Source organism: Ruegeria sp. AK11 (assembly GCF_056541095.1).
The window spans coordinates 903,496-922,226 of sequence record NZ_JBQFXU010000001.1; the positions used below are offsets into that span (position 1 = coordinate 903,496).

At 55.4% G+C, this 18,731-nt stretch carries 20 protein-coding genes; 9 read left to right on the plus strand and 11 right to left on the minus strand.

All coding sequences use genetic code 11. From position 1 onward, the window contains the following. Positions 1-9: 9 nt before the first annotated feature. The 5 genes from ACR0D9_RS04575 (at position 10) to tsf (ending at position 3,793) form a co-directional block, all read left to right on the plus strand. Positions 10-192: a DUF3553 domain-containing protein gene (locus tag ACR0D9_RS04575; protein ID WP_267364751.1), complete on the plus strand. Its 183-nt coding sequence runs from the start codon at positions 10-12 to the stop codon at positions 190-192. Positions 193-294: 102 nt separating this feature from the next. Further along, entirely contained in the window at positions 295-1,050 is a 756-nt protein-coding gene (gene olsB / locus ACR0D9_RS04580) for an L-ornithine N(alpha)-acyltransferase (protein ID WP_480537858.1), read from the plus strand. After that, a complete protein-coding gene (gene olsA, locus ACR0D9_RS04585) occupies positions 1,016-1,891 on the plus strand; it encodes a lyso-ornithine lipid O-acyltransferase (protein ID WP_480485654.1) in 876 nt (291 codons plus the stop codon). The genes olsB and olsA overlap by 35 nt, the downstream gene beginning before the upstream one ends. Before the next feature lie 166 nt (positions 1,892-2,057). Further along, the gene (rpsB, locus tag ACR0D9_RS04590) at positions 2,058-2,840 is read left to right on the plus strand and encodes a 30S ribosomal protein S2 (RefSeq protein ID WP_209503940.1); all 783 of its coding nucleotides are present in this window, start codon (positions 2,058-2,060) and stop codon (positions 2,838-2,840) included. 77 nt (positions 2,841-2,917) lie between these two features. Then, positions 2,918-3,793, plus strand: coding sequence for a translation elongation factor Ts (tsf, locus tag ACR0D9_RS04595; protein ID WP_480480953.1), 876 nt, complete (start codon positions 2,918-2,920; stop codon positions 3,791-3,793). A gap of 354 nt (positions 3,794-4,147) precedes the next feature. Here the strand turns inward: tsf and ACR0D9_RS04600 are convergent, their stop codons facing one another. The 3 genes from ACR0D9_RS04600 to ACR0D9_RS04610 form a co-directional block, all read right to left on the minus strand. Continuing rightward, on the minus strand, positions 4,148-4,903 hold the full coding sequence (locus tag ACR0D9_RS04600) for an autoinducer binding domain-containing protein (RefSeq protein WP_480480951.1): 756 nt from the start codon (positions 4,901-4,903) through the stop codon (positions 4,148-4,150). Continuing rightward, positions 4,900-5,349, minus strand: coding sequence for a type II 3-dehydroquinate dehydratase (gene aroQ, locus ACR0D9_RS04605; RefSeq protein WP_480485650.1), 450 nt, complete (start codon positions 5,347-5,349; stop codon positions 4,900-4,902). The genes ACR0D9_RS04600 and aroQ overlap by 4 nt, the downstream gene beginning before the upstream one ends. Positions 5,350-5,472: 123 nt before the next feature. Beyond that, positions 5,473-6,474, minus strand: coding sequence for an NADPH:quinone oxidoreductase family protein (locus tag ACR0D9_RS04610; protein WP_480537860.1), 1,002 nt, complete (start codon positions 6,472-6,474; stop codon positions 5,473-5,475). Between the two features lie 151 nt (positions 6,475-6,625). Here ACR0D9_RS04610 and ACR0D9_RS04615 point away from each other — a divergent pair, with 151 nt between their 5' ends. After that, a complete protein-coding gene (locus ACR0D9_RS04615) occupies positions 6,626-7,444 on the plus strand; it encodes an SDR family oxidoreductase (protein WP_480537861.1) in 819 nt (272 codons plus the stop codon). Positions 7,445-7,458: 14 nt separating this feature from the next. Next, complete coding sequence (locus tag ACR0D9_RS04620; RefSeq protein ID WP_480537863.1) at positions 7,459-8,493, plus strand: phosphotransferase family protein; 1,035 nt, start codon at positions 7,459-7,461, stop codon at positions 8,491-8,493. 7 nt (positions 8,494-8,500) lie between these two features. Here ACR0D9_RS04620 and ACR0D9_RS04625 read toward each other — a convergent pair whose 3' ends face one another. After that, positions 8,501-9,124 carry a DsbA family protein gene (locus ACR0D9_RS04625; protein WP_480537865.1) on the minus strand — a complete coding sequence of 208 codons (624 nt, stop codon included), beginning with the start codon at positions 9,122-9,124 and terminating at the stop codon, positions 8,501-8,503. A 217-nt stretch (positions 9,125-9,341) separates the two neighbouring features. Between ACR0D9_RS04625 and ACR0D9_RS04630 the strand changes: the two genes are divergently transcribed. Next, a complete protein-coding gene (locus ACR0D9_RS04630; protein WP_480537867.1) occupies positions 9,342-10,556 on the plus strand; it encodes a serine hydrolase domain-containing protein in 1,215 nt (404 codons plus the stop codon). A gap of 51 nt (positions 10,557-10,607) precedes the next feature. After that, complete coding sequence (locus ACR0D9_RS04635; protein ID WP_480485639.1) at positions 10,608-11,477, plus strand: acyl-CoA thioesterase; 870 nt, start codon at positions 10,608-10,610, stop codon at positions 11,475-11,477. Here the strand turns inward: ACR0D9_RS04635 and ACR0D9_RS04640 are convergent. From ACR0D9_RS04640 to ACR0D9_RS04670, 7 genes are all read right to left on the minus strand, one after another. Then, entirely contained in the window at positions 11,474-12,241 is a 768-nt protein-coding gene (locus ACR0D9_RS04640) for an SDR family oxidoreductase (protein WP_480485637.1), read from the minus strand. The genes ACR0D9_RS04635 and ACR0D9_RS04640 overlap by 4 nt on opposite strands. Positions 12,242-12,419: 178 nt before the next feature. Beyond that, positions 12,420-13,109 (minus strand): phosphate regulon transcriptional regulator PhoB, encoded by a 690-nt coding sequence (gene phoB, locus ACR0D9_RS04645; RefSeq protein ID WP_480480935.1) that lies wholly within the window; start codon positions 13,107-13,109, stop codon positions 12,420-12,422. A 12-nt stretch (positions 13,110-13,121) separates the two neighbouring features. Continuing rightward, a complete protein-coding gene (phoU, locus tag ACR0D9_RS04650) occupies positions 13,122-13,823 on the minus strand; it encodes a phosphate signaling complex protein PhoU (protein WP_480480933.1) in 702 nt (233 codons plus the stop codon). Positions 13,824-13,839: 16 nt separating this feature from the next. After that, on the minus strand, positions 13,840-14,637 hold the full coding sequence (gene pstB, locus ACR0D9_RS04655; protein WP_480480931.1) for a phosphate ABC transporter ATP-binding protein PstB: 798 nt from the start codon (positions 14,635-14,637) through the stop codon (positions 13,840-13,842). A gap of 12 nt (positions 14,638-14,649) precedes the next feature. Beyond that, positions 14,650-15,981: a phosphate ABC transporter permease PstA gene (gene pstA / locus ACR0D9_RS04660; protein ID WP_480480929.1), complete on the minus strand. Its 1,332-nt coding sequence runs from the start codon at positions 15,979-15,981 to the stop codon at positions 14,650-14,652. Next, positions 15,978-17,450 carry a phosphate ABC transporter permease subunit PstC gene (pstC, locus tag ACR0D9_RS04665; protein ID WP_480485633.1) on the minus strand — a complete coding sequence of 491 codons (1,473 nt, stop codon included), beginning with the start codon at positions 17,448-17,450 and terminating at the stop codon, positions 15,978-15,980. Before pstC ends, pstA begins: the two co-directional genes overlap by 4 nt. A gap of 88 nt (positions 17,451-17,538) precedes the next feature. Further along, positions 17,539-18,579 carry a substrate-binding domain-containing protein gene (locus tag ACR0D9_RS04670; protein ID WP_209503925.1) on the minus strand — a complete coding sequence of 347 codons (1,041 nt, stop codon included), beginning with the start codon at positions 18,577-18,579 and terminating at the stop codon, positions 17,539-17,541. Between the last annotated feature and the right edge of the window lie 152 nt (positions 18,580-18,731).

Genomic DNA, 18,731 nt, shown 5'->3' on the forward strand with positions numbered 1-18,731 from the left:
GAGGCCCCTATGACAGACATGAATGCTATACTTGCACCGGGCATGTTTGTCCGCCACCCGGATTTTCCCGAATGGGGCGTCGGACAGGTTCAGTCCAACATTGCAGGCAAGATCACCGTAAACTTTCGCGAGCAGGGAAAAGTGGTGATCGACGGAACGCGCATCGCCCTGATGCCGGTCTTTGATCTGTGAAAGTGGTTTAGGAAAGGTTAACAACGCTGACCGAAGCGGGGCTTGTTGCCTTTGGCTGAAAAACTGCGGTATCAGCAGCCAAAAGAACACGGATCGCCCCATATGCCGGATACTGGCCCTTCTTTCACTGTAAAACTGGCCGAGACCGAAGCCGACCTGCAAGCAGCTCAACGCCTGCGCTATGATGTCTTCGTGCGTGAGTTGGGGGGCGGCGGAGAGATGGTCGATCACGATGCTGGCCTCGAGAAAGACCGTTTCGACCCGTATTTCGATCATATGTTGGCCTATGATGATCACACCGGCGAAATTATTGGCGTCTACAGGATGTTACCGGACGAACGTGCCGCGGAACTGGGGCAATTCTATTCTGAAGACGAGTATGACCTGACCGTACTCAAGAACAGTGGGCGCAAACTGCTGGAGTTGGGACGGTCGTGCCTGCACCCCGACTACCGTGGGGGTACGGCAATGTACCACCTGTGGAACGGTTTGGCCGCTTATGTAGCGGAACGTGACATTGAGGTGCTGTTCGGCGTTGCGAGTTTTCACGGAACAGACGTGACCACATTGGCACAGCCCTTGTCGATGCTTCACCACAACCATCTGGCTCCGCCAGAGTTGCGCGTACGGGCGCAGCCCGATGTTTTTCAGTCGATGGACCTTGTGAAACCAGAAGCTTTGGACCGCCGCGCCGCCATGGTTCAGGTGCCAGCATTGATCAAAGCCTACCTGCGCTTGGGTGGTTTCGTGGGCGAGGGCGCCTTTATCGACCACACCTTCAACACAACGGATGTTTGCCTGATCCTCGACACGACGCGCATGAATGAACGGCAGCGTCGAATTTATGGCGGGGCGTGACGCTGTGAATGACCCGCTCTGGAATAGTGAAGACGCGCCCGATCCGATCGAGCTGGGCGTTACCGGATGGGTTCTGGTCATTCTGCGCGGAGTCCCGCTGGCGGCCCTTGTCTTTGGTGGCCTGATCATCCTTCTGGCCGTTCGTCTGATCGAGTATCCGATTTTCGGCGTCCGGCGACCTGTGACGCCGTTCATCACGCAGTTTGTCTGCCGCAACGCGTTTCGAATTCTTGGCATCGGGTTCCGCACATCAGGCGCGCTGATGAAAGAGAGGGGGGCGGTGGTGGCAAACCACACGTCCTGGCTGGATATCTTTGCTCTGAACGCGCGCAAGCGGGTCTATTTTGTCTCCAAGGCAGAAGTTGCCAAATGGCCCGGTATCGGCTGGCTGGCCCGTGCGACCGGGACGCTGTTCATCGAACGGGATCGCAAGAAAGCCAAGGAACAAACCAAGCTGTTTGAAACCCGCCTGAAAGTGGGTCACAAACTGTTGTTTTTCCCCGAAGGCACCTCAACCGACGGGCTTCGCATTTTACCTTTCAAAACAACGCTTTTCGCCGCGTTCTTTGCAGATGAGTTGCGTGATTTCATGTATATCCAACCCGTTTCTGTGGTGTTTCACGCGCCCAAAGGCCAGCCAAAACGCTTTTATGGCTGGTGGGGGGATATGGAGTTCGGGCCGCATTTGCTGAAGACCCTTGGCGCACGTCGGCAAGGAACGGTTGAACTAATCTATCATGCGCCAGCGCGGGTCAGCGACTTTGAAAACCGCAAGGCTCTGGCCGCCCATTGTGAAGACGCCGTCAGGCATGCGCACGCATTGGCGCAGCTTGAAAAATAAGGGCGATTGGCCCTTGCGTAGCGCGCAAACCTGCCTTATACGCGCGCCATTCAAACCCGCAGGCGGGGTTTGGCCTTTTTGAGGGAGACATCCTCATCAAGACCGCCGGTTGGAGCGTCCGCTTCTTTCACCCCCGCCCAGGCGTAAACCGGAAAAGGAAAATAGCATGGCTCTTCCCGAGTTCACCATGCGTCAGCTGCTGGAAGCTGGCGTTCACTTTGGTCACCAGACACAGCGTTGGAACCCCCGCATGGGCCCGTTCATCTACGGCTCGCGCAATGGCATCCACATCATGGACCTGACCCAGACCGTTCCGATGCTGGATCAGGCTCTGCAGGCTGTTCGTGACACCGTCGCAAAAGGTGGCCGCATTCTGTTCGTTGGTACCAAGCGCCAGGCCGCTGGCCCGATCGCTGAAGCGGCTGAAAAGTCGGCTCAGTACTACATGAACCACCGCTGGCTGGGCGGCACGCTGACCAACTGGAAAACCGTTTCCCAGTCGATCAACCGTCTGAACCAGATCGACGAAGCCATGGAATCGGGCGCAGAAGGCCTGACCAAGAAAGAGCGTCTGGGCATGGAACGTGACCAGGGCAAACTTCAGGCATCGCTGGGTGGTATCCGCGAAATGGGCGGCGTTCCGGACCTGCTGTTCGTCATCGACGTCAAGAAAGAAGCATTGGCCATCGCAGAAGCCAACAAACTGGGTATCCCGGTTGTGGCTGTTGTTGACACCAACTGCTCGCCCGATGGCGTTGACTACATCATCCCCGGCAACGACGACGCAGCTCGCGCAATCGCTCTGTACTGTGATCTGGCCGCACGCGCCGCTCTGGACGGTATGACCGCGCAGATGGGCGCAGCAGGCGTTGATCTGGGCGCATTCGAAGAAGCTCCGGTTGAAGAAGCTCTTGCGGAAGAAGCCGCAGAAGCCCCTGCCGAAGCGTAAGCTGCCCGTCACGTAAATGACATATGGGGCAGGGTATGACCTGCCCCAATTCCGTTTGAATTGAGGAGAGCCAAAAGATGGCAATCACAGCAGCAATGGTTAAAGAACTGCGCGACTCGACCGGCGCAGGCATGATGGACGCAAAAAAAGCGCTGACCGAAACCGGCGGCAACATGGACGACGCCGTTGACTGGCTGCGTACCAAAGGCCTGGCCAAAGCGGCCAAGAAATCAGGCCGTACCGCAGCAGAAGGTCTGGTTGCTGTTCACGTCAACGGTGGCAACGGTGTTGCTGTCGAAGTGAACTCGGAAACCGATTTCGTTGCGAAAAACGCTGAGTTCCAGGAAATGGTCAGCAAGATTGCAAACGCTGCTGAAGGTGTGGACGACATCGAAGCACTGCTGGCCGCTGATCTGGGCGGAAAAAGCGTTGCCGACACGCTGACCGACAAGATCGCCACCATTGGCGAAAACATGTCGGTGCGCCGCATGGCCAAACTGTCAGGTGAAACAGTTGTGTCTTATGTGCACAACGCTGCGACCAGCGGCATGGGCAAAATCGGTGTGCTGGTTGCACTGTCGGGTGGTGATGAAGCTATCGGCAAGCAGGTTGCGATGCACATCGCCGCTGTGAACCCGGCTGCCCTATCCGAGGCCGACATGGACCCGGCAATTGTCGAGAAGGAAAAGCAGGTTCAGATGGACATCGCCCGCGAATCCGGCAAGCCGGAGCAGGTGATCGAAAAGATGATCGAAGGTCGCATGAAAAAATTCGTCGCCGAATCGACATTGCTGAGCCAGCAATTCGTTGTGAACCCTGATCTGACCGTTGAAGCCGCTGCAAAAGAAGCCGGCGCAACCATCACCGGCTTTGTTCGCCTGGAAGTTGGCGAAGGAATCGTTGTGGAAAAAGAAGACTTCGCTGCCGAAGTCGCAAAAGCTGCTCAGGGCTAAAGAAAGGCTCCGACAGGGGCCTTGCTGAACAAAGTGAAAGGGTTACGCGTCGCGTAGCCCTTTTTTGTTGGTGGCACATCAGAGAATTGGCAAAGAAGTGAAGGATTGGAGGGCCCCGCATGATGGGGATGGTCGAGGCCCCCCAAAATTCCGACACAGGTACGCGGACGAATAGGCGCCCCCTTGTCAGAGTGATTGGAGAGCTTTGAAATCGCAAAGATCCAACCGAATGTTCCCTGGCTAAAGCCACCACTCACGGAACACTCTCACTTTGCAACTTTTAGGTTAGATTTGAAAAGTAGTGATTTCCTTACCTAGGGTAAACTGACGCGGGATGGCGTCATAAAAACACTCCTAAACTTCCATAATGAACATCTGATTATGCAAAGATGCCTTCAAAACAGCCTGAGCCGTCGTTTCAACCGACAACGCCTCACGGGCGAGTCGAAGATGCTTTTCGACAGTTGCCGCTGTCAGGCCCATCAGCAAGGCTATGTCCTGCGTGGTTTTTCCGTCACCAACCCATTGCAACGCCTCGCGCTGACGCTTTGTCAGGGCCCGGTTCGGTGGGTTGAAAGGCAATGTCAGGATCTTCAGATGCGCAACGTTGTTCATCAAAAGAATGTCTTCACCATGCTCTTGCCAGATCGCGTCAATGTCTTCCTGGCTCATCCCTTCCTTGGCGGATAGGGAAATCGCCCCTTTCGAGCGCACAGAGACCGAGTTGAAACTGATGGTGTAACCAGAAACGACGCCCATGGACTTGTTGAACTCGAAAACCTCACGCTCTTTATCGGTCATCGACCCGCGAGAATGCATGTCCAGCAACATTTTCCAGCTGGCGGCACCTTCATTGTCCAGCGCCCATTTCAACATGGGGGCGTGAAAATACAAACCGTCCTTGATGAAGCCATCCACATAGGCACGGTTATGGTTAGTCAGAATGACAAAGTCCTCTGGATCACCCAATGAGGTTGCCGTCCTGTATTGCGTGTGGCCGTAGATAAGACGATCGAACCCGAATTCCGCCATCTGTCGGCAATGCGCATCCCACAGGTCTTCCAGGGTCTTGGCATAGCTGACAAACCGCAGATATTCCCTGAGGGTCATGCCGTGCCACCTGCTTTCAAATGCGCGGCCAGCGCGTCCAGAGCAAGAACATAGCTTTGGGCGCCAAAGCCACAGATCTGCCCCAGAGCAACAGGCGCAATATAGGACTTGTGCCGGAATGCTTCCCTTGCATGGATGTTGGACAGGTGAACTTCGACAACCGGCAGGTCAACTGACGCGATGGCATCCATCAGCGCAACCGACGTGTGTGTGAACGCCCCCGCATTGATCACAAGGCCATCTTGCACACCGCGTGCGCCGTGGATCGCATCAATTAACACACCCTCATGGTTGGATTGCAGATGCGAGACTTCAAGGCCAATGGACGCGCCATGGCGCTGGCACTCCTCCTCGATCATCTTCAGAGTGGTGCTGCCGTAAACCTCGGGCTGCCGTGTGCCAAGCAGGTTGAGGTTTGGGCCGTTCAATACCAAAACGTTGTGCATGTCTTCACGATCCCCATTAATGGTACATAGACGCCTAAAGGTTGGGTTGTCTACCTGCCTTTGCCGGATCGAGTACAGTCGAAAAACCGGTGTACGAAGCGGGTCGCTATTTTGTTAAGGGCTTCAACTTTCCGCCATGGTGACAACGATTTTTCCGAGAACGGATCGCTGCGACAATTGTTCAAGCGCCTCGTGCGCGCGGGCAAGCGGGAACCGGGCGCTAATTCGGGGTTTGATTTTGCCGGCTGTGTACAGATCGAACAGGTTCTTGACGTTGTCAGCATGGCCGATTGGATCGCGGAAAACTGACGCGCCCCAAAACACACCAACGATCTGACATCCTTTCAAAAGGGCCAAATTCAAGGGAATCCGCGGAATGCCCGCTGGAAAACCGACGACAAGGTAACGACCTTTCCAGGCCATGCTGCGCAGGGACGGTTCGGCCAGCGTACCGCCAACAGCGTCGTAGACGATGTCTACGCCTTCAGGACCGGCAAGTTTCTTAACTTCGGCTGAGAAGGCTTTTTGCGCATCCTTGTCCATGTCGCGCGGGTAAATCACCACGTCATCGGCACCAATCTGGCTACAGAATTCGGCCTTTTCAGGTGATGAAACGGCTGCGATCACCCTGGCACCCATGGCTTTGCCCAGTTCAATGGCGGCTGACCCCACACCTCCGGCGGCACCCAGTACCAACAGGGTTTCACCGGGTTGAATCTCCGCCCGATCCTTCAACGCGTGGCAGGACGTGCCGTAGGTGAAAATGAAACAGGCGGCATCTTCATAGGGCATCGCATCAGGAATTCGGATTGCAGTGTCCGCCTTGAGCGTGACATGGGTCGAAAACCCACCATGCCCGGTTAGGGCCAAAACACGGTCGCCTGGCTTCAATCCATTGACGCCTTCGCCCACAGCCAGAACTTCACCCGCAATTTCACCGCCCGGAGCAAAGGGCCGTGGCGGCTTCATCTGGTACAGATCGCGGATAATCAACGTGTCCGGAAAATTCACACCCGCTGCTTTCACACCGATCAAAAGTTGGCCTTTGCCCGGCTGCGGATCTGGTAGGGTCGTAAGCTCCAGGGTTTCGGGACCGCCCGGTGCGACGCTGAGTAATGCTTGCATACCGCCTCTGATCTGCCTGTACTTTGTGTCGAGGAAGTTTTGGTGCAGCATGGTTTTTTGTCAACGCTACGGTCCAACGCCTGCCGCGACGGCAAGAGGAACGCAATTTGTATCACGATGAACTGGTGACAAAGAAACTGAGGAGCACAAAATGACCCCCGACACCCTCTTTTCGCTTCACGGCAAAACCGCTTTGGTAACAGGTGGGGCGACAGGTATTGGCCGCATGGCAGCCGAGGCGCTGGTTCGTGCGGGCGCGCGCGTGCTCATTGCCTCAAGAAAAGGAGACGCCTGTGCCACGGTCGCCGCAGAACTGAACGCGCTGGACGCGCCGGGCAGCGCCGAAGGCTTTGCCGGTGACATTGGCAGCGCAGCCGGTATAGGCAAGCTGGTCTCTGACATTCAGGCGCGTACGGACAAACTAGACATCCTGATGAACAATTCGGGGGTGTCCTGGGGTGCTCCCATGGGGCAGTTTCCCTACGATGCATGGGAAAAGGTCATGTCTGTCAACGTGACAGGGATATTTGAACTGACCCAGCGGCTTTTGCCAATGCTAATGAAATCAGGCACCGCCGAAGACCCGGCGCGCATTGTCAATGTGGGGTCAGTCATGGGTGAAGTCCCAATGGGCGATGGGGCCTACAGCTATTCGGCCTCAAAGGCTGCTGTTTTGCACCTGACCAAGGTCTTGGCCAAGGAACTTTCGCCGCACCACATTACGGTTAACGCACTCGCTCCGGGGCCGTTTGTGTCGCGCATGACTGCCTTTGCGACAGCCGATGAGGATATCAGAGAACGGGTTGGCAAGTCTGTACCTCTGGGTCGCGTCGGACGGGACGAGGATATTGCAGGCTGTATGTTGTTCCTGTGCGGTCGCGGCGGCAGCTATGTGACAGGCGCAGTGATCCCGGTTTCGGGTGGGATCAACGTGGTGACCGCCGGAAACATCTTTGCCGAGGCCCTGTGACGGGAAGACAGCCGATGAAAACCGAAACCAATCTGGATCTGGCGGCGGTAGATGCGTATCTGAGCGCGCATCTTTCCGGCTACAACGGGCCATTGGAGGCGAGGAAATTTGATGTCGGGCAATCCAACCCGACGTTTGAGTTACGCACACCAGAGAAGGAATACGTACTGCGCCGAAAACCCGCCGGCGTATTGCTGAAATCGGCACATGCCGTTGATCGCGAATTTCGGGTTCAAAGCGCCCTTGCCGGGAGCGAGGTTCCGGTGCCCACGATGTATCTGCTGTGTGAAGACGACAGCGTCATCGGCTCGGCCTTCTATGTGATGGAACGCTTGCAGGGCAGGGTGTTTCCGGACCCAACCCTGCCCAAAGAAAGCAACGAAACCCGCGCCGCCATCATTGACGAAATGAACAGGGTTCTTGCCCAATTGCACATGGTGGATATCGATGCCGTTGGCCTGTCTGACTATGGGCCGATTGGCAACTATTACGAGCGTCAGATCGCGCGCTGGACCAAGCAATACCGCGCGTCCGAGACCTCGGCCATTGCGGATATGGATGCGCTGGCTTCAGCGCTAGAGACCTCGGTACCGGCCGATGACGGGCAGCGCACGCTGGTGCATGGGGATTACCGCATCGATAACCTGATGTTTGCGCCGAACCGGGCGGAATGTATCGGAGTGTTGGATTGGGAACTGTCGACGATCGGTCACCCTTATGCAGATCTGGCCGCAGTAATCATGCAATGGCAGTTGCCGCCGGGAAAACAGGGCCGGGGGCTGGCGGGTGTGGATCGAAACAGCCTGGGCCTGCCCAGCGATGAGGCATTCATTGCCCAATACTGCAAACGTCGAGGCCTGGATGGCATAGACAATTTCGGCTTTTATCTGGGCTTCAATTTCTTTCGCATGGCGGGCATTCTACAGGGTGTCTACAAACGCGCGCTGAATGGGAACGCGTCAGACCCCGACCGCGCAAAGGCTTTTGGCGCATATGTTCCTATATTCGCCCAGCACGGCCTGAAAGCTCTTGAGTCCACATTAGAGTGACGACCTATCAAGCTGTTTTTATGTCACTATCTTGCCTTGAAAGTTCAACTTCAAGATTTGGCAGACTGTTCTTTCCAAAAAACAGCTCAGCCCCGGTGAACATGCTGGGAACCCCAAACACACCTCGCCGAACCGACGACTTGGTTATCTCTTTTAGTTTCAGTTTAACGTCTGGGCTCGACATGGCTTCGCGAATTTTGCGAACGGGCAAGTCGTTTTCATGCAGGATATCCGTTAAGACACCGATCTCGTCCGCCTTCTGACCATGCACCCAAATTGCATCAAAAATCGCGTTTATATATTTGACTTCCCAAGGTTTTCCATTGGCAAAGCACGCACCGCGCATGGCAAGTTTGGTATTGATCGGAAAATGCGGGCTCATATGAAAGCTCAGCCCACGACGGCGGGCAAACCTATGCAGATCATGCGTCAAATAGGCCGTTTTCTGGCGGTTTTCGGAGTATGCCTGAAACGGGCTTTGGTTATGCGTCGCCTTGAACACCGCAGGTAGAAGGACAGGCACATATGTAATGCTTGCGTTATGGCGCTCGGCAAGTTGGGGAAGGATCTTATGGGCGAGAAACGCGTTCGGGCTGCAAAAATCGTAAATGAAGTCTATGGTCTGCGTCATAGGGTTCCTCCGTTTCGGTCCCTTGAAATCTTGTTCATTGAACTTCAGGCGAATCTGCGTCGAAATCAGTCTAACATTTCATTGTGAGACACGCTGATGAAGTCTGTTCACGAATTTCTCTGCAACACGCAGCTTTTTGCTGTTATTTCAGGTCACAAGCTTAAACAGTCGCAATTCAGAACCTCACGGAAGCTCGCGAATGTCCCACAGGCAATCCATGTTTGATCAAACCCGGCTGGATCGGCTTAGCCATTGGATGGAGAGCTATGTTGAGCAGCGCAAATATGCTGGATCATCCTTTTTGCTGCGCCAAAAAGGGAATGAGGCCTTTTTTCATGCCTGTGGTCTCAGCAGCCTGGAGACTGGCCGGCCCTTCCAACGGGACACGTTGGTGCGCATTTATTCCATGACCAAACCGGTCACATCGGTCGCGTTGATGACATTGGTCGAACGCGGGCTTGTTCACCTGAACGTGCCTGTGTCTGAGTTTCTGCCTGAATTCAAAGATATGCACGCGCTGGTCCCGGGGGCGGAGAGACTGGATCAGACCGAGGCTGCACCGCCTCCCACTCTGCATCAGTTACTGACGCATACCAGTGGGCTAAGCTATCCGTTCAACTCCGGGCTTTTGCCCCAAGCGATGGATGAACAGGACCTTATTTTCAAACCTAATCAGGGACTTCTGGAACACCTTGTGCGCGATCTGGCAGGGCTGCCACTGGCGTTCCGACCCGGTGCACGCTGGGAATACTCGGTCGGGATTGACGTGCTGGGTCGAGTGATCGAGGTGGTCTCGGGCCAGTCATTGGAGCAGTTCTTTCGAAGCGAAATCCTTGAGCCGCTGGACATGCGCGAAACAGGTTTTTCCGCACCCGCTGGGGCAGGGGATCGTTTCGCATCGCTCTATACCCCATTGGCTGGCGACGCGATGGCGCTGAATTCCGCGGATCACGGTAGCGAAAGCCTGCGACTGTTCGATTCCCACATAGGATCCCCGTTCGAAAACACGACGACCTTTTCCGGCGGTGGCGGTCTGATCTCGACAATCGATGATTATGCCAAATTTGCGGACATGCTTCGAAATCGGGGGGCCGGGAACGGGTGCCGCATACTTGGTCCGAAAACAGTCGATTTCATGATGCGCAATCACCTTCCCGGCGACATTGCGTCAATGGGTCCGCAGAGTTTTGCAGAGCAACCGATGGACGGAATGGGCTTTGGGCTGGCCGGAGCCGTCGTCCTGAACCCCGGTCTGGTAAAAGTTCCCGGCTCAATCGGAGATTTCAGCTGGGGTGGCATGGCCTCGACTTATTTCTGGATTGACTGGCAGAATGACCTGACGGCGATTTTCTTTACCCAACTTTCCCCCTCAAGTTCGTACCCATCCCGCGCCGAACTCAAGGCACTGGTTCATGCGGCCATGATTGAATGATTTCCTCTGTACTGATACCCGGTGCCGGACGACACAACTTGCGAGCAGACGATGACCGAAGCGGAACGTATCTTACTGGATCTTCTGGATATTGAACGTCTTGAGGTCGATCTGTTTCGCGGGACAGGGTCGGGCGGTGAAACGCCCACACGCATCTTTGGCGGACAGGTCATCGCGCAGGCGCTGGCTGCGGCGTATCGGACTGTTGAAGAACGGTTATGCCATTCGCTGCACGCCTATTTCATTCGCCCGGGCGATCCGGAGAAACCCGTTATTTATCAAGTTGATCGAGCCCGAGACGGAGGTTCTTTCACAACCCGCCGCGTGGTTGCGATTCAGCACGGAAAGCAAATCCTGAACATGTCTGCATCGTTTCATGTCCAAGATGAAGGCTGGGACCATCAGCATCCGATGCCCGTCGTGAACGCACCGGAAGCATACCCGTCCCGATCTGAATTGCGTAAAACATACGTTGAACGTGTTCCGGAAAGGTTGAGGGGTGAATTGCTGCGCGAGCGCCCGATCGAGGTCCGTGAAGTCGATCATCTGGACCCATTCACACCGAAAGTCTCTGATGATCGAAACCAGACTTGGTTCCGTATGCCCGCTGCTGCTTCGGTCGACACCAGAACGCAGCACTTACTGCTGGCTTATGCGTCTGATATGAACCTGATGTCCTCTGGATTGCGGCCACACGGGCTGAGCTGGTTTAGCGGAGAGTTCAACGGCGCAAGTCTGGACCACGCGCTATGGTTTCACGCCCCGGTGAGTTTTCAGAATTGGCATCTTTACGTGATGGATTCGCCGTGGACGGGGCAGGGACGCAGCTTTAACCGTGGATCGATCTATTCCGAGGACGGTACCCTTGTTGCATCTGTCGCACAGGAAGGATTGATGCGCAGAGTTCGCGCGCAATCTTAACTGCTGTCGCTAAATCTCTGATTTAACTTCTGCATTCCAACAAGCCACCGATCATAATCAGCCGCTTTGAACTGCAAATAATCAGCAACTTGTGGATGAGGTAGAACCAAAAACCGTTCATTTCGAATAGCTTGCACGCAGGATTCAGCCACGTCGCTCGGCTCGAGCATTCCATCAATCGAAGCTACTGAGATTTCATGGCCTTCGGTCATTTTCGAACGCACAGCCTGCGGACACAGGACCGAAACTTTCAATCCTTCAGCGCCGTATGTCAGCGAAAGCCATTCGGCAAATCCTACAGCGGCGTGTTTGGTAACCCCATATGGGGCTGCACCAGGTTGGTTCAGCAAACCTGCCGCAGAAGCAGTTATCATTATATATCCGCCGCCGCGACGAACCATGCGTGGAACCAGATGGCGGGCGGTCCAGACATGGGACATGACGTTAATCTTCCAGATCCGATCCCAATCTTCGTCCGCAACATCGAGACCGCCAAGCGTCAGAATTCCGGCATTTGCGCAAAACAGGTCAATTGGACCGACAGTTTCTTCAACAAAATCAATCAGAGCCTTGATCTGCGCTTCGCTGGAAACGTCGCAGGGATACGCCTGACCACCAATTTGCTTTGCGACCAAATTTGCGCCAGCGATATCGACATCCGAGCAGATTACACGTGCACCTTCTTGGGAAAACCGTTCTGCAAGACCACGACCAATACCTTGGGCAGCGCCGGTGACAACGACAGTTTTGTTCTCAAGCTCCATGCGTATTCCGGGCAGGTTCGTTACAGTGTTATCAATGTGTTGGCTTGCGTTCTGTATTACAAGTATTGCATTATTACCATAATACCAATTACACGCTAATAGGAAATAACCGAGATATACTCAGATTCCATTGCAATCAGCCATCAGACCAATGCGATCAACACAGGTCTGATGCGAATTATCCCAACGCGTAACCGGCACCGCGGACTGTGCGAACCGGATCATCCCCGCCATGTTGCGTTAAGGCTTTGCGCAGTCGTCCAATGTGTACATCAACGGTACGCGTATCGACATAGATGTCGCGTCCCCAGACCCTATCCAGCAATTGTTCACGGCTCCAGACCCTGCCCGGCTTTTCCATGAACGTGCTAAGAAGCCGGAATTCGGTTGGACCCAGTTTCAAGGGCTTGCTGTCACGGCTGACCTTGTGGGTTTCCGAATCCAGAATGATGTCATCGTACTCCAGTCGCAAGCCAACAGTTGCCGGTCGGACGCGGCGCAGTTGTGTTCGGACACGCGCCATCAGTTCGACGATCGAATATGGTTTGACCACATAATCGTCGGCACCAGTTTCCAGCCCGCGAACCTTGTCTACCTCTTCTGATCGGGCCGACAGCATGATTATCGGGATCGAGCGTGTGTCCGGACGGCTTTTGAGCCGGCGGCAAACCTCAATCCCGCTTAGGTTGGGCATCATCCAGTCCAGAACAATGATATCCGGGCAGTCTTCGTCGACCAGCAGCATAGCTTCGTCACCGTTGGCCGCCTTTGAGACGCGAAAACCTTCGGCTTCAAGGTTGTAGGCCAGCACCTCGCGTTGGGCCAACTCATCCTCGACCACCAGAACCGTCGGTTGATCTGCGGACATCTCAAGCCTCTCCTACGCTGTTTGCGACGTTATATCGGCCTTGGGCCGAGCCTCGGTCGGGCGGTCGCCTGTAACCAGATACACCACCTGCTCGGCAATCGAGGTTACATGGTCGCCCATACGCTCGATGTTCTTGGCGATGAAATGCAGGTGCATACAGGCCGAAATATTGCGCGGATCTTCAGCCATGAAGGTCAGGAATTCGCGGAACAGGCCGTTATACATCTGGTCGACCTCTTCATCGCGGTTGATGACGTCGGTGGCCAGTTCCGCGTCGCGTTGAATATAGGCGTCCAACGCGTCGCGCAGCATACGTTCAACCTCGCGCGCCATGCGGCGCAAGGCAGCTGCGCTGCCGCTGATCTCGCCTGCATTAGCCAGAACGGTCGTACGCTTGGCGATGTTCTTCGCGTAATCGCCAATCCGCTCGAGATTACCGGATACTTTCAGGACCGAAAGAACCAGTCGTAGGTCACTGGCCGTGGGCGCGCGCAATGCAATCAGACGCGCGGTTTCCTCGTCGATCAGGTCTTCCAACGCGTCGATGGCCTTGTCACCTTGTCGTATTTCCTGGGCCAGCTCAACGTCACGGCTTTCAAGCGAGCGCGCCGCGCCCATGATAGCGGCCTCAACCAGACCGCCCATCTTCATGATATGCGCCTGGATTGTTTCGAGGTCGCGGTCAAAAGCAGATGCAATATGTTGTTCGCTCATTGTTTGATACCTGTGCTTAGCCGATACGGCCTGTAATGTAGCTTTCCGTGCGCGGATCGACCGGATTGGTAAAAATCTGACCGGTTTCACCGAATTCCACCAGATTACCCAGGTGGAAAAAGGCCGTTTTCTGACTGACGCGCGCGGCCTGCTGCATCGAGTGTGTGACGATCACAACCGAATATCGGGAACGCAATTCGTCGATCAACTCTTCGACCTGTGCGGTTGCAATCGGGTCCAGCGCCGAGCACGGCTCGTCCATCAACAGGACCTCCGGTTCGGTTGCCACGGCGCGCGCGATACACAAACGTTGCTGTTGCCCCCCTGACAAACCCGTGCCAGGCGCATCCAGACGGTCCTTGACCTCATCCCAGATTGCGCCTCGACGCAGGGATTTCTCAACGATCTCATCCAGTTCCGCCTTATTCTTGGCCAAGCCGTGGATGCGCGGACCATAGGCCACGTTGTCGTAGATCGACTTGGGGAACGGGTTCGGTTTTTGGAACACCATGCCGACTTTGGCGCGCAACTGAACGGGGTCGACCCGCTTGTCATAAATGTCTTCGCCGTCCAACAGGATATCACCTTCGACACGGCAGATATCGATGGTGTCGTTCATCCGGTTCAGACACCGCAGGAAGGTCGATTTTCCACAACCCGAAGGGCCGATAAAGGCCGTGACGGTCTTGTCTTCGATCTCAACACTCACGTCCTTGATGGCGTGGGTATCACCGTAATAAACCTGAACCTTCTTCGCGTTGATCTTGATGTCTTTGGAGTCCACGGTTCTCTCCACTCGTGTCATGTCGTTCATTATTGCCCCCAATTACCAGCGGCGTTCAAAGCGGCGGCGCAGGATGATAGCGATGATATTCATGGTCAGCAGGAACATCAAAAGGATGATGATTCCGCCCCAGGCCTTTTCGTAGAACCCGACATCAGCGCGTGCGGCCCAAGTGTAAATCTGGGCGGGCATTGCCGAGTTCGGCTCGGTAAAGCCGGCAAGGAACCCGTCGGGATATCCCCGCGCCACAAAGCCTACCATGCCGATCAGCAACAACGGCGCAGTTTCACCCAAGGCTTGTGCCAGACCGATGATGGTGCCGGTCAGAATGCCTGGTGCGGCCAAAGGCAGTACGTGGTGGAACACAGCCTGCATTTTCGAGGCCCCTACCCCCAACGCTGCATCACGGATCGACGGCGGAACCGCTTTCAGCGAGGCGCGGGTCGAGATGATGATCGTCGGCAATGTCATGAGGGTCAGAACCAGACCTCCAACCAGCGGCGCCGATTGTGGCAGGTGCATGAACTGGATGAACACGGCCAGACCCAGAATACCGAACACAATCGACGGCACGGCTGCAAGGTTCGAGATGTTCACTTCAATCAGGTCGGTGAACCTGTTCTGTGGAGCGAATTCTTCAAGATAGATCGACGCTGCCACACCAATGGGCAGCGACAGGCCCAAAACCACCAGCATCATGAAAAACGACCCAATGACCGAGGCGCCGATGCCGGCACCGCCCGGGTTGTCAACGCCAGAATCCGCGCCGGTGATGAACGGCCAGTTGAAAGCCTGCTTGATGATGCCCGCCTGTTCCAGCGCATCAACCAGATCCAGATCGCTTAGCTGTAGAAACCGGCTGTCCTGCAAGGAGTCACGGGACACGCGGCCTTTGAAATACCCGTCGACCCGGCTGGAGGCGGCCAGATCAAACTTGACCGGATCACCCAGCTTGCCGGGGTTATCGGCATAGTAAGTTCGGATTGTACCGCCGATTTTACCAAGAAGACGTTCGATCGCCTCTTCGTCGAAATCAACGCTGATCCCTTGGTCTTCCAGTTCCTTGCTCAGCTGAGCGATGAACAGGTTGGAATAGGCCTTGGTCTTGAACAACGTACCTTCCGCCTCGTCTCGCTGCGCAGCGGACAAGGTGAAATCCACGCTGACAACAGTGCGCTGAAAGGCCGGAATACCCTGCGACAGGATTGAGGCGAACAGAACGATCAGGAAGAACAGGCCCGTTGCAATAGCGACAATCCCGTAGGCCCGAAATCGTTTCTCTGCATTTGCGCGTTTTTTGGTATGTGCATCCGCTACAGTCAGCGAGACAGAGCGATGACCTGTTTCAGGACTTTGCATACTGGCGTCGGTCATTCGTATTGCTCCCGATACTTACGCACGATGTAGAGGGCAAAGATGTTCAGCCCAAGCGTGAGGGTGAAAAGGGTCATGCCCAGTGCAAAGGCCACAAGCGCCTCGGGCGATGCGAAATCCGCGTCTCCGGTTAGCTGGCTCACGATTTTTGCGGTTACCGTCGTCATGGCTTCAAACGGGTTCAGGCTCAGCCGTGCTGCCGCCCCTGCCCCAAGGACCACGATCATAGTCTCACCGATGGCGCGCGATGCGGCCAGCAGGATCGCCCCCACGATACCCGGAAGCGCAGCTGGCAGAACGACCTGACGGATGGTTTCCGATTGCGTTGCGCCCAATCCGTAAGAACCGTCACGCATGGCCTGCGGCACCGCATTGATGATGTCATCGGACAAAGAGGACACAAACGGGATCAGCATGATGCCCATGACCAACCCAGCGGTCATGACTGCCGTGCCAGCTTTCATCCAGCCAAGCCCCTCATCCCCGAACAGGCCAAGCAAAAGCGGACCAACGGTCAGCAGCGCAAAAAGGCCGTAAACGATGGTCGGGATACCGGCCAGAATCTCGAGCAGCGGTTTTGCTACGGCGCGGACACGGGGGGAGGCGTATTCGCTGAGGTAAATCGCGGCGAACAACCCGATCGGGACGGCCACCAGCAGCGCAACGATAGAGATATAGAATGTCCCCCACAACAAGGGAATAATACCAAGCTCAGACGACCCGCCGCGTCCCGAAAAACTGGGGGCCCATGTCGTGCCGAAAAAGAAATCGGTAGCAGGGTAGAGCTTGAAGAATTCCCAAGTATTGAAAACCAGAGACAGGACGATCCCGACAGTGGTCAGAATTGCGATGGATGCGGCCGCCAGCAACAGAAAACGCACGCCCTGCTCGACCACATTACGCGCGCGGTATTCTGCGTGAGTTTGAAACCAGCTGGCTGCAGCACCGGCGAGTGCCGTCAGTATGACGGCGACAGTCATGACCGAATAGCCGGTCGCATTCATGATCCGATAACTTTGCGCCGCGCGCAGCACAGGTTGCGTGATATCCGACGTCACCACCTGCCCGGCATCCTTCAGACGCTGGGTCATGTCGATTACATCCGCGCGCGCGTTGCGCGCCAGTTCCTCGGGTATCTGCCCGGCGGCAACCGCGTTATCCAGACCGTACGCGGTGCGACGGACCTCGGCCATGACCAGATTTAGGGACGAGCCGTCTTGGATGGCAGAACCCGAGATCGTTTCAGAAACCTGAGAGTTCACGTAAAGCGGTTGTACCAGCAACCAGAGGATCATAAGGCCGAATGCGGGTACGATCGTCTTGAGAGCGACATTTGCGCCATAATACGACGGCAGCGAGTGCAAAGCCCGGATATCTCCTGTGGCGCTTTGCAGGGCGCGTGAGCGCCCCAACACGTAACCGACTGAAGCAATCGCTAGCACGATCAGAACGAGCCATACTATCGGCATGAAACCCCCATTTGGTCTTGGCCGGGAAAGCTGAAAAATGTGGGGGCGACAGAAATGCCGCCCCCGGTATTTCGAACCAAAGGCGGGATTAGCTGCCCGAACCCATGGTTACTTCGTTGGCGATTGCATCCTGAGTTTTTGCCAGCTCAGGGTCCGCAACCAGACCATAGTTTGCCAGAGGACCCGAAGCGCCTGCGATTTCGTCGTGGGTAAAGAACTGGGCATATTCTTTCAGGCCGGGGATCACGCCGATATGGGCTTTCTTCACGTAGAAGAACAGCGGGCGCGAAACCGGATATTCACCGGTCGAGATGGTTTCGGTCGAAGGAGCGATACCCGACATGGTTGCCACTTTCAGCTTATCGGTGTTGTTCTCGTAGAACGCCAGGCCGAAGATGCCGATGCCATTGGGGTTGGTGTCGATACGCGCCAGCGTTTCGGTGTAGTCACCATCAATGTCGACCGCTTTCCCGTCGGTACGAACGGCCAGACATGCATCTTCTGCGTCGTCTTCGCTCATACCGCCAGCAATCATGGCTTCCATCGCGCCGGTCGCTTCACAACCGATCAGCAGAACTTTTTCTTCGAACACTTCACGGGTGCCGTGTTTGGTGCCCGGAATAAAGCCAGCGATTTCTACATCAGGCAGTTCAGGGTTGAATTCGGCCCAAGTAGTGTAAGGATTATCAACCACTTCACCGTCTTTCAGAACTTTTGCGCCCAAAGCGTTAAAGATGTCGGCAGGTTCAAAAGCGGTGAAGGCAGGACCGGTCTGCTGGCTTGCAAAAACGATACCATCATAACCGATGCGGACTTCCATGATGTCAGTCACACCGTTTTCGGCGCAGGCTTTGATTTCTTTTTCACGGATCGCGCGCGATGCGTTTGCAATGTCGATGGTGTTTTCACCAACACCTTCACAGAAACGCTTCAGACCAGCTGACGAACCGCCCGATTCAACAACCGGGGTCGGGAAATCGGTGTTCTCACCAAACAGTTCCGCAACGATCGAGGCATATGGCAGAACGGTCGACGAACCGGCAACCTGAACGTTGTCACGGGCAGCAGCGGTGGTTGCCGAGACGGCGGCGATTGCCAGCGCAGAAGCCGACAGTTTCACAAAGGACATTTCAGTCTCCTTGAAAAGGTATGATTGATCACCCCCATGATGATCCTGCGTGCACCCCTAGGGGTCGTGCGTAAGCCTTTTGTGACAAGTGTGTAACGCTTTTATGACAACTCTCGAATATCCTGAGATTTCGAGTCAGAAAATCGTAACGA

Excerpts from the sequence above, each read along its gene's own strand:
- phoU (WP_480480933.1), bottom strand. The coding sequence starts at position 13,823 with ATGAGCGAACAACATATTGCATCTGCTTTTGACCGCGACCTCGAAACA.
- phoB (WP_480480935.1), bottom strand. The coding sequence starts at position 13,109 with ATGTCCGCAGATCAACCGACGGTTCTGGTGGTCGAGGATGAGTTGGCC.
- olsA (WP_480485654.1), top strand. The coding sequence starts at position 1,016 with ATGAACGGCAGCGTCGAATTTATGGCGGGGCGTGACGCTGTGAATGAC.
- ACR0D9_RS04625 (WP_480537865.1), bottom strand. The coding sequence starts at position 9,124 with ATGACGCAGACCATAGACTTCATTTACGATTTTTGCAGCCCGAACGCG.
- ACR0D9_RS04630 (WP_480537867.1), top strand. The coding sequence starts at position 9,342 with ATGTTTGATCAAACCCGGCTGGATCGGCTTAGCCATTGGATGGAGAGC.
- pstB (WP_480480931.1), bottom strand. The coding sequence starts at position 14,637 with ATGAACGACATGACACGAGTGGAGAGAACCGTGGACTCCAAAGACATC.
- ACR0D9_RS04615 (WP_480537861.1), top strand. The coding sequence starts at position 6,626 with ATGACCCCCGACACCCTCTTTTCGCTTCACGGCAAAACCGCTTTGGTA.
- ACR0D9_RS04575 (WP_267364751.1), top strand. The coding sequence starts at position 10 with ATGACAGACATGAATGCTATACTTGCACCGGGCATGTTTGTCCGCCAC.
- tsf (WP_480480953.1), top strand. The coding sequence starts at position 2,918 with ATGGCAATCACAGCAGCAATGGTTAAAGAACTGCGCGACTCGACCGGC.
- rpsB (WP_209503940.1), top strand. The coding sequence starts at position 2,058 with ATGGCTCTTCCCGAGTTCACCATGCGTCAGCTGCTGGAAGCTGGCGTT.
- ACR0D9_RS04620 (WP_480537863.1), top strand. The coding sequence starts at position 7,459 with ATGAAAACCGAAACCAATCTGGATCTGGCGGCGGTAGATGCGTATCTG.
- ACR0D9_RS04670 (WP_209503925.1), bottom strand. The coding sequence starts at position 18,579 with ATGTCCTTTGTGAAACTGTCGGCTTCTGCGCTGGCAATCGCCGCCGTC.
- ACR0D9_RS04610 (WP_480537860.1), bottom strand. The coding sequence starts at position 6,474 with ATGCAAGCATTACTCAGCGTCGCACCGGGCGGTCCCGAAACCCTGGAG.
- olsB (WP_480537858.1), top strand. The coding sequence starts at position 295 with ATGCCGGATACTGGCCCTTCTTTCACTGTAAAACTGGCCGAGACCGAA.
- ACR0D9_RS04635 (WP_480485639.1), top strand. The coding sequence starts at position 10,608 with ATGACCGAAGCGGAACGTATCTTACTGGATCTTCTGGATATTGAACGT.
- pstC (WP_480485633.1), bottom strand. The coding sequence starts at position 17,450 with ATGCCGATAGTATGGCTCGTTCTGATCGTGCTAGCGATTGCTTCAGTC.
- pstA (WP_480480929.1), bottom strand. The coding sequence starts at position 15,981 with ATGACCGACGCCAGTATGCAAAGTCCTGAAACAGGTCATCGCTCTGTC.
- ACR0D9_RS04600 (WP_480480951.1), bottom strand. The coding sequence starts at position 4,903 with ATGACCCTCAGGGAATATCTGCGGTTTGTCAGCTATGCCAAGACCCTG.
- aroQ (WP_480485650.1), bottom strand. The coding sequence starts at position 5,349 with ATGCACAACGTTTTGGTATTGAACGGCCCAAACCTCAACCTGCTTGGC.
- ACR0D9_RS04640 (WP_480485637.1), bottom strand. The coding sequence starts at position 12,241 with ATGGAGCTTGAGAACAAAACTGTCGTTGTCACCGGCGCTGCCCAAGGT.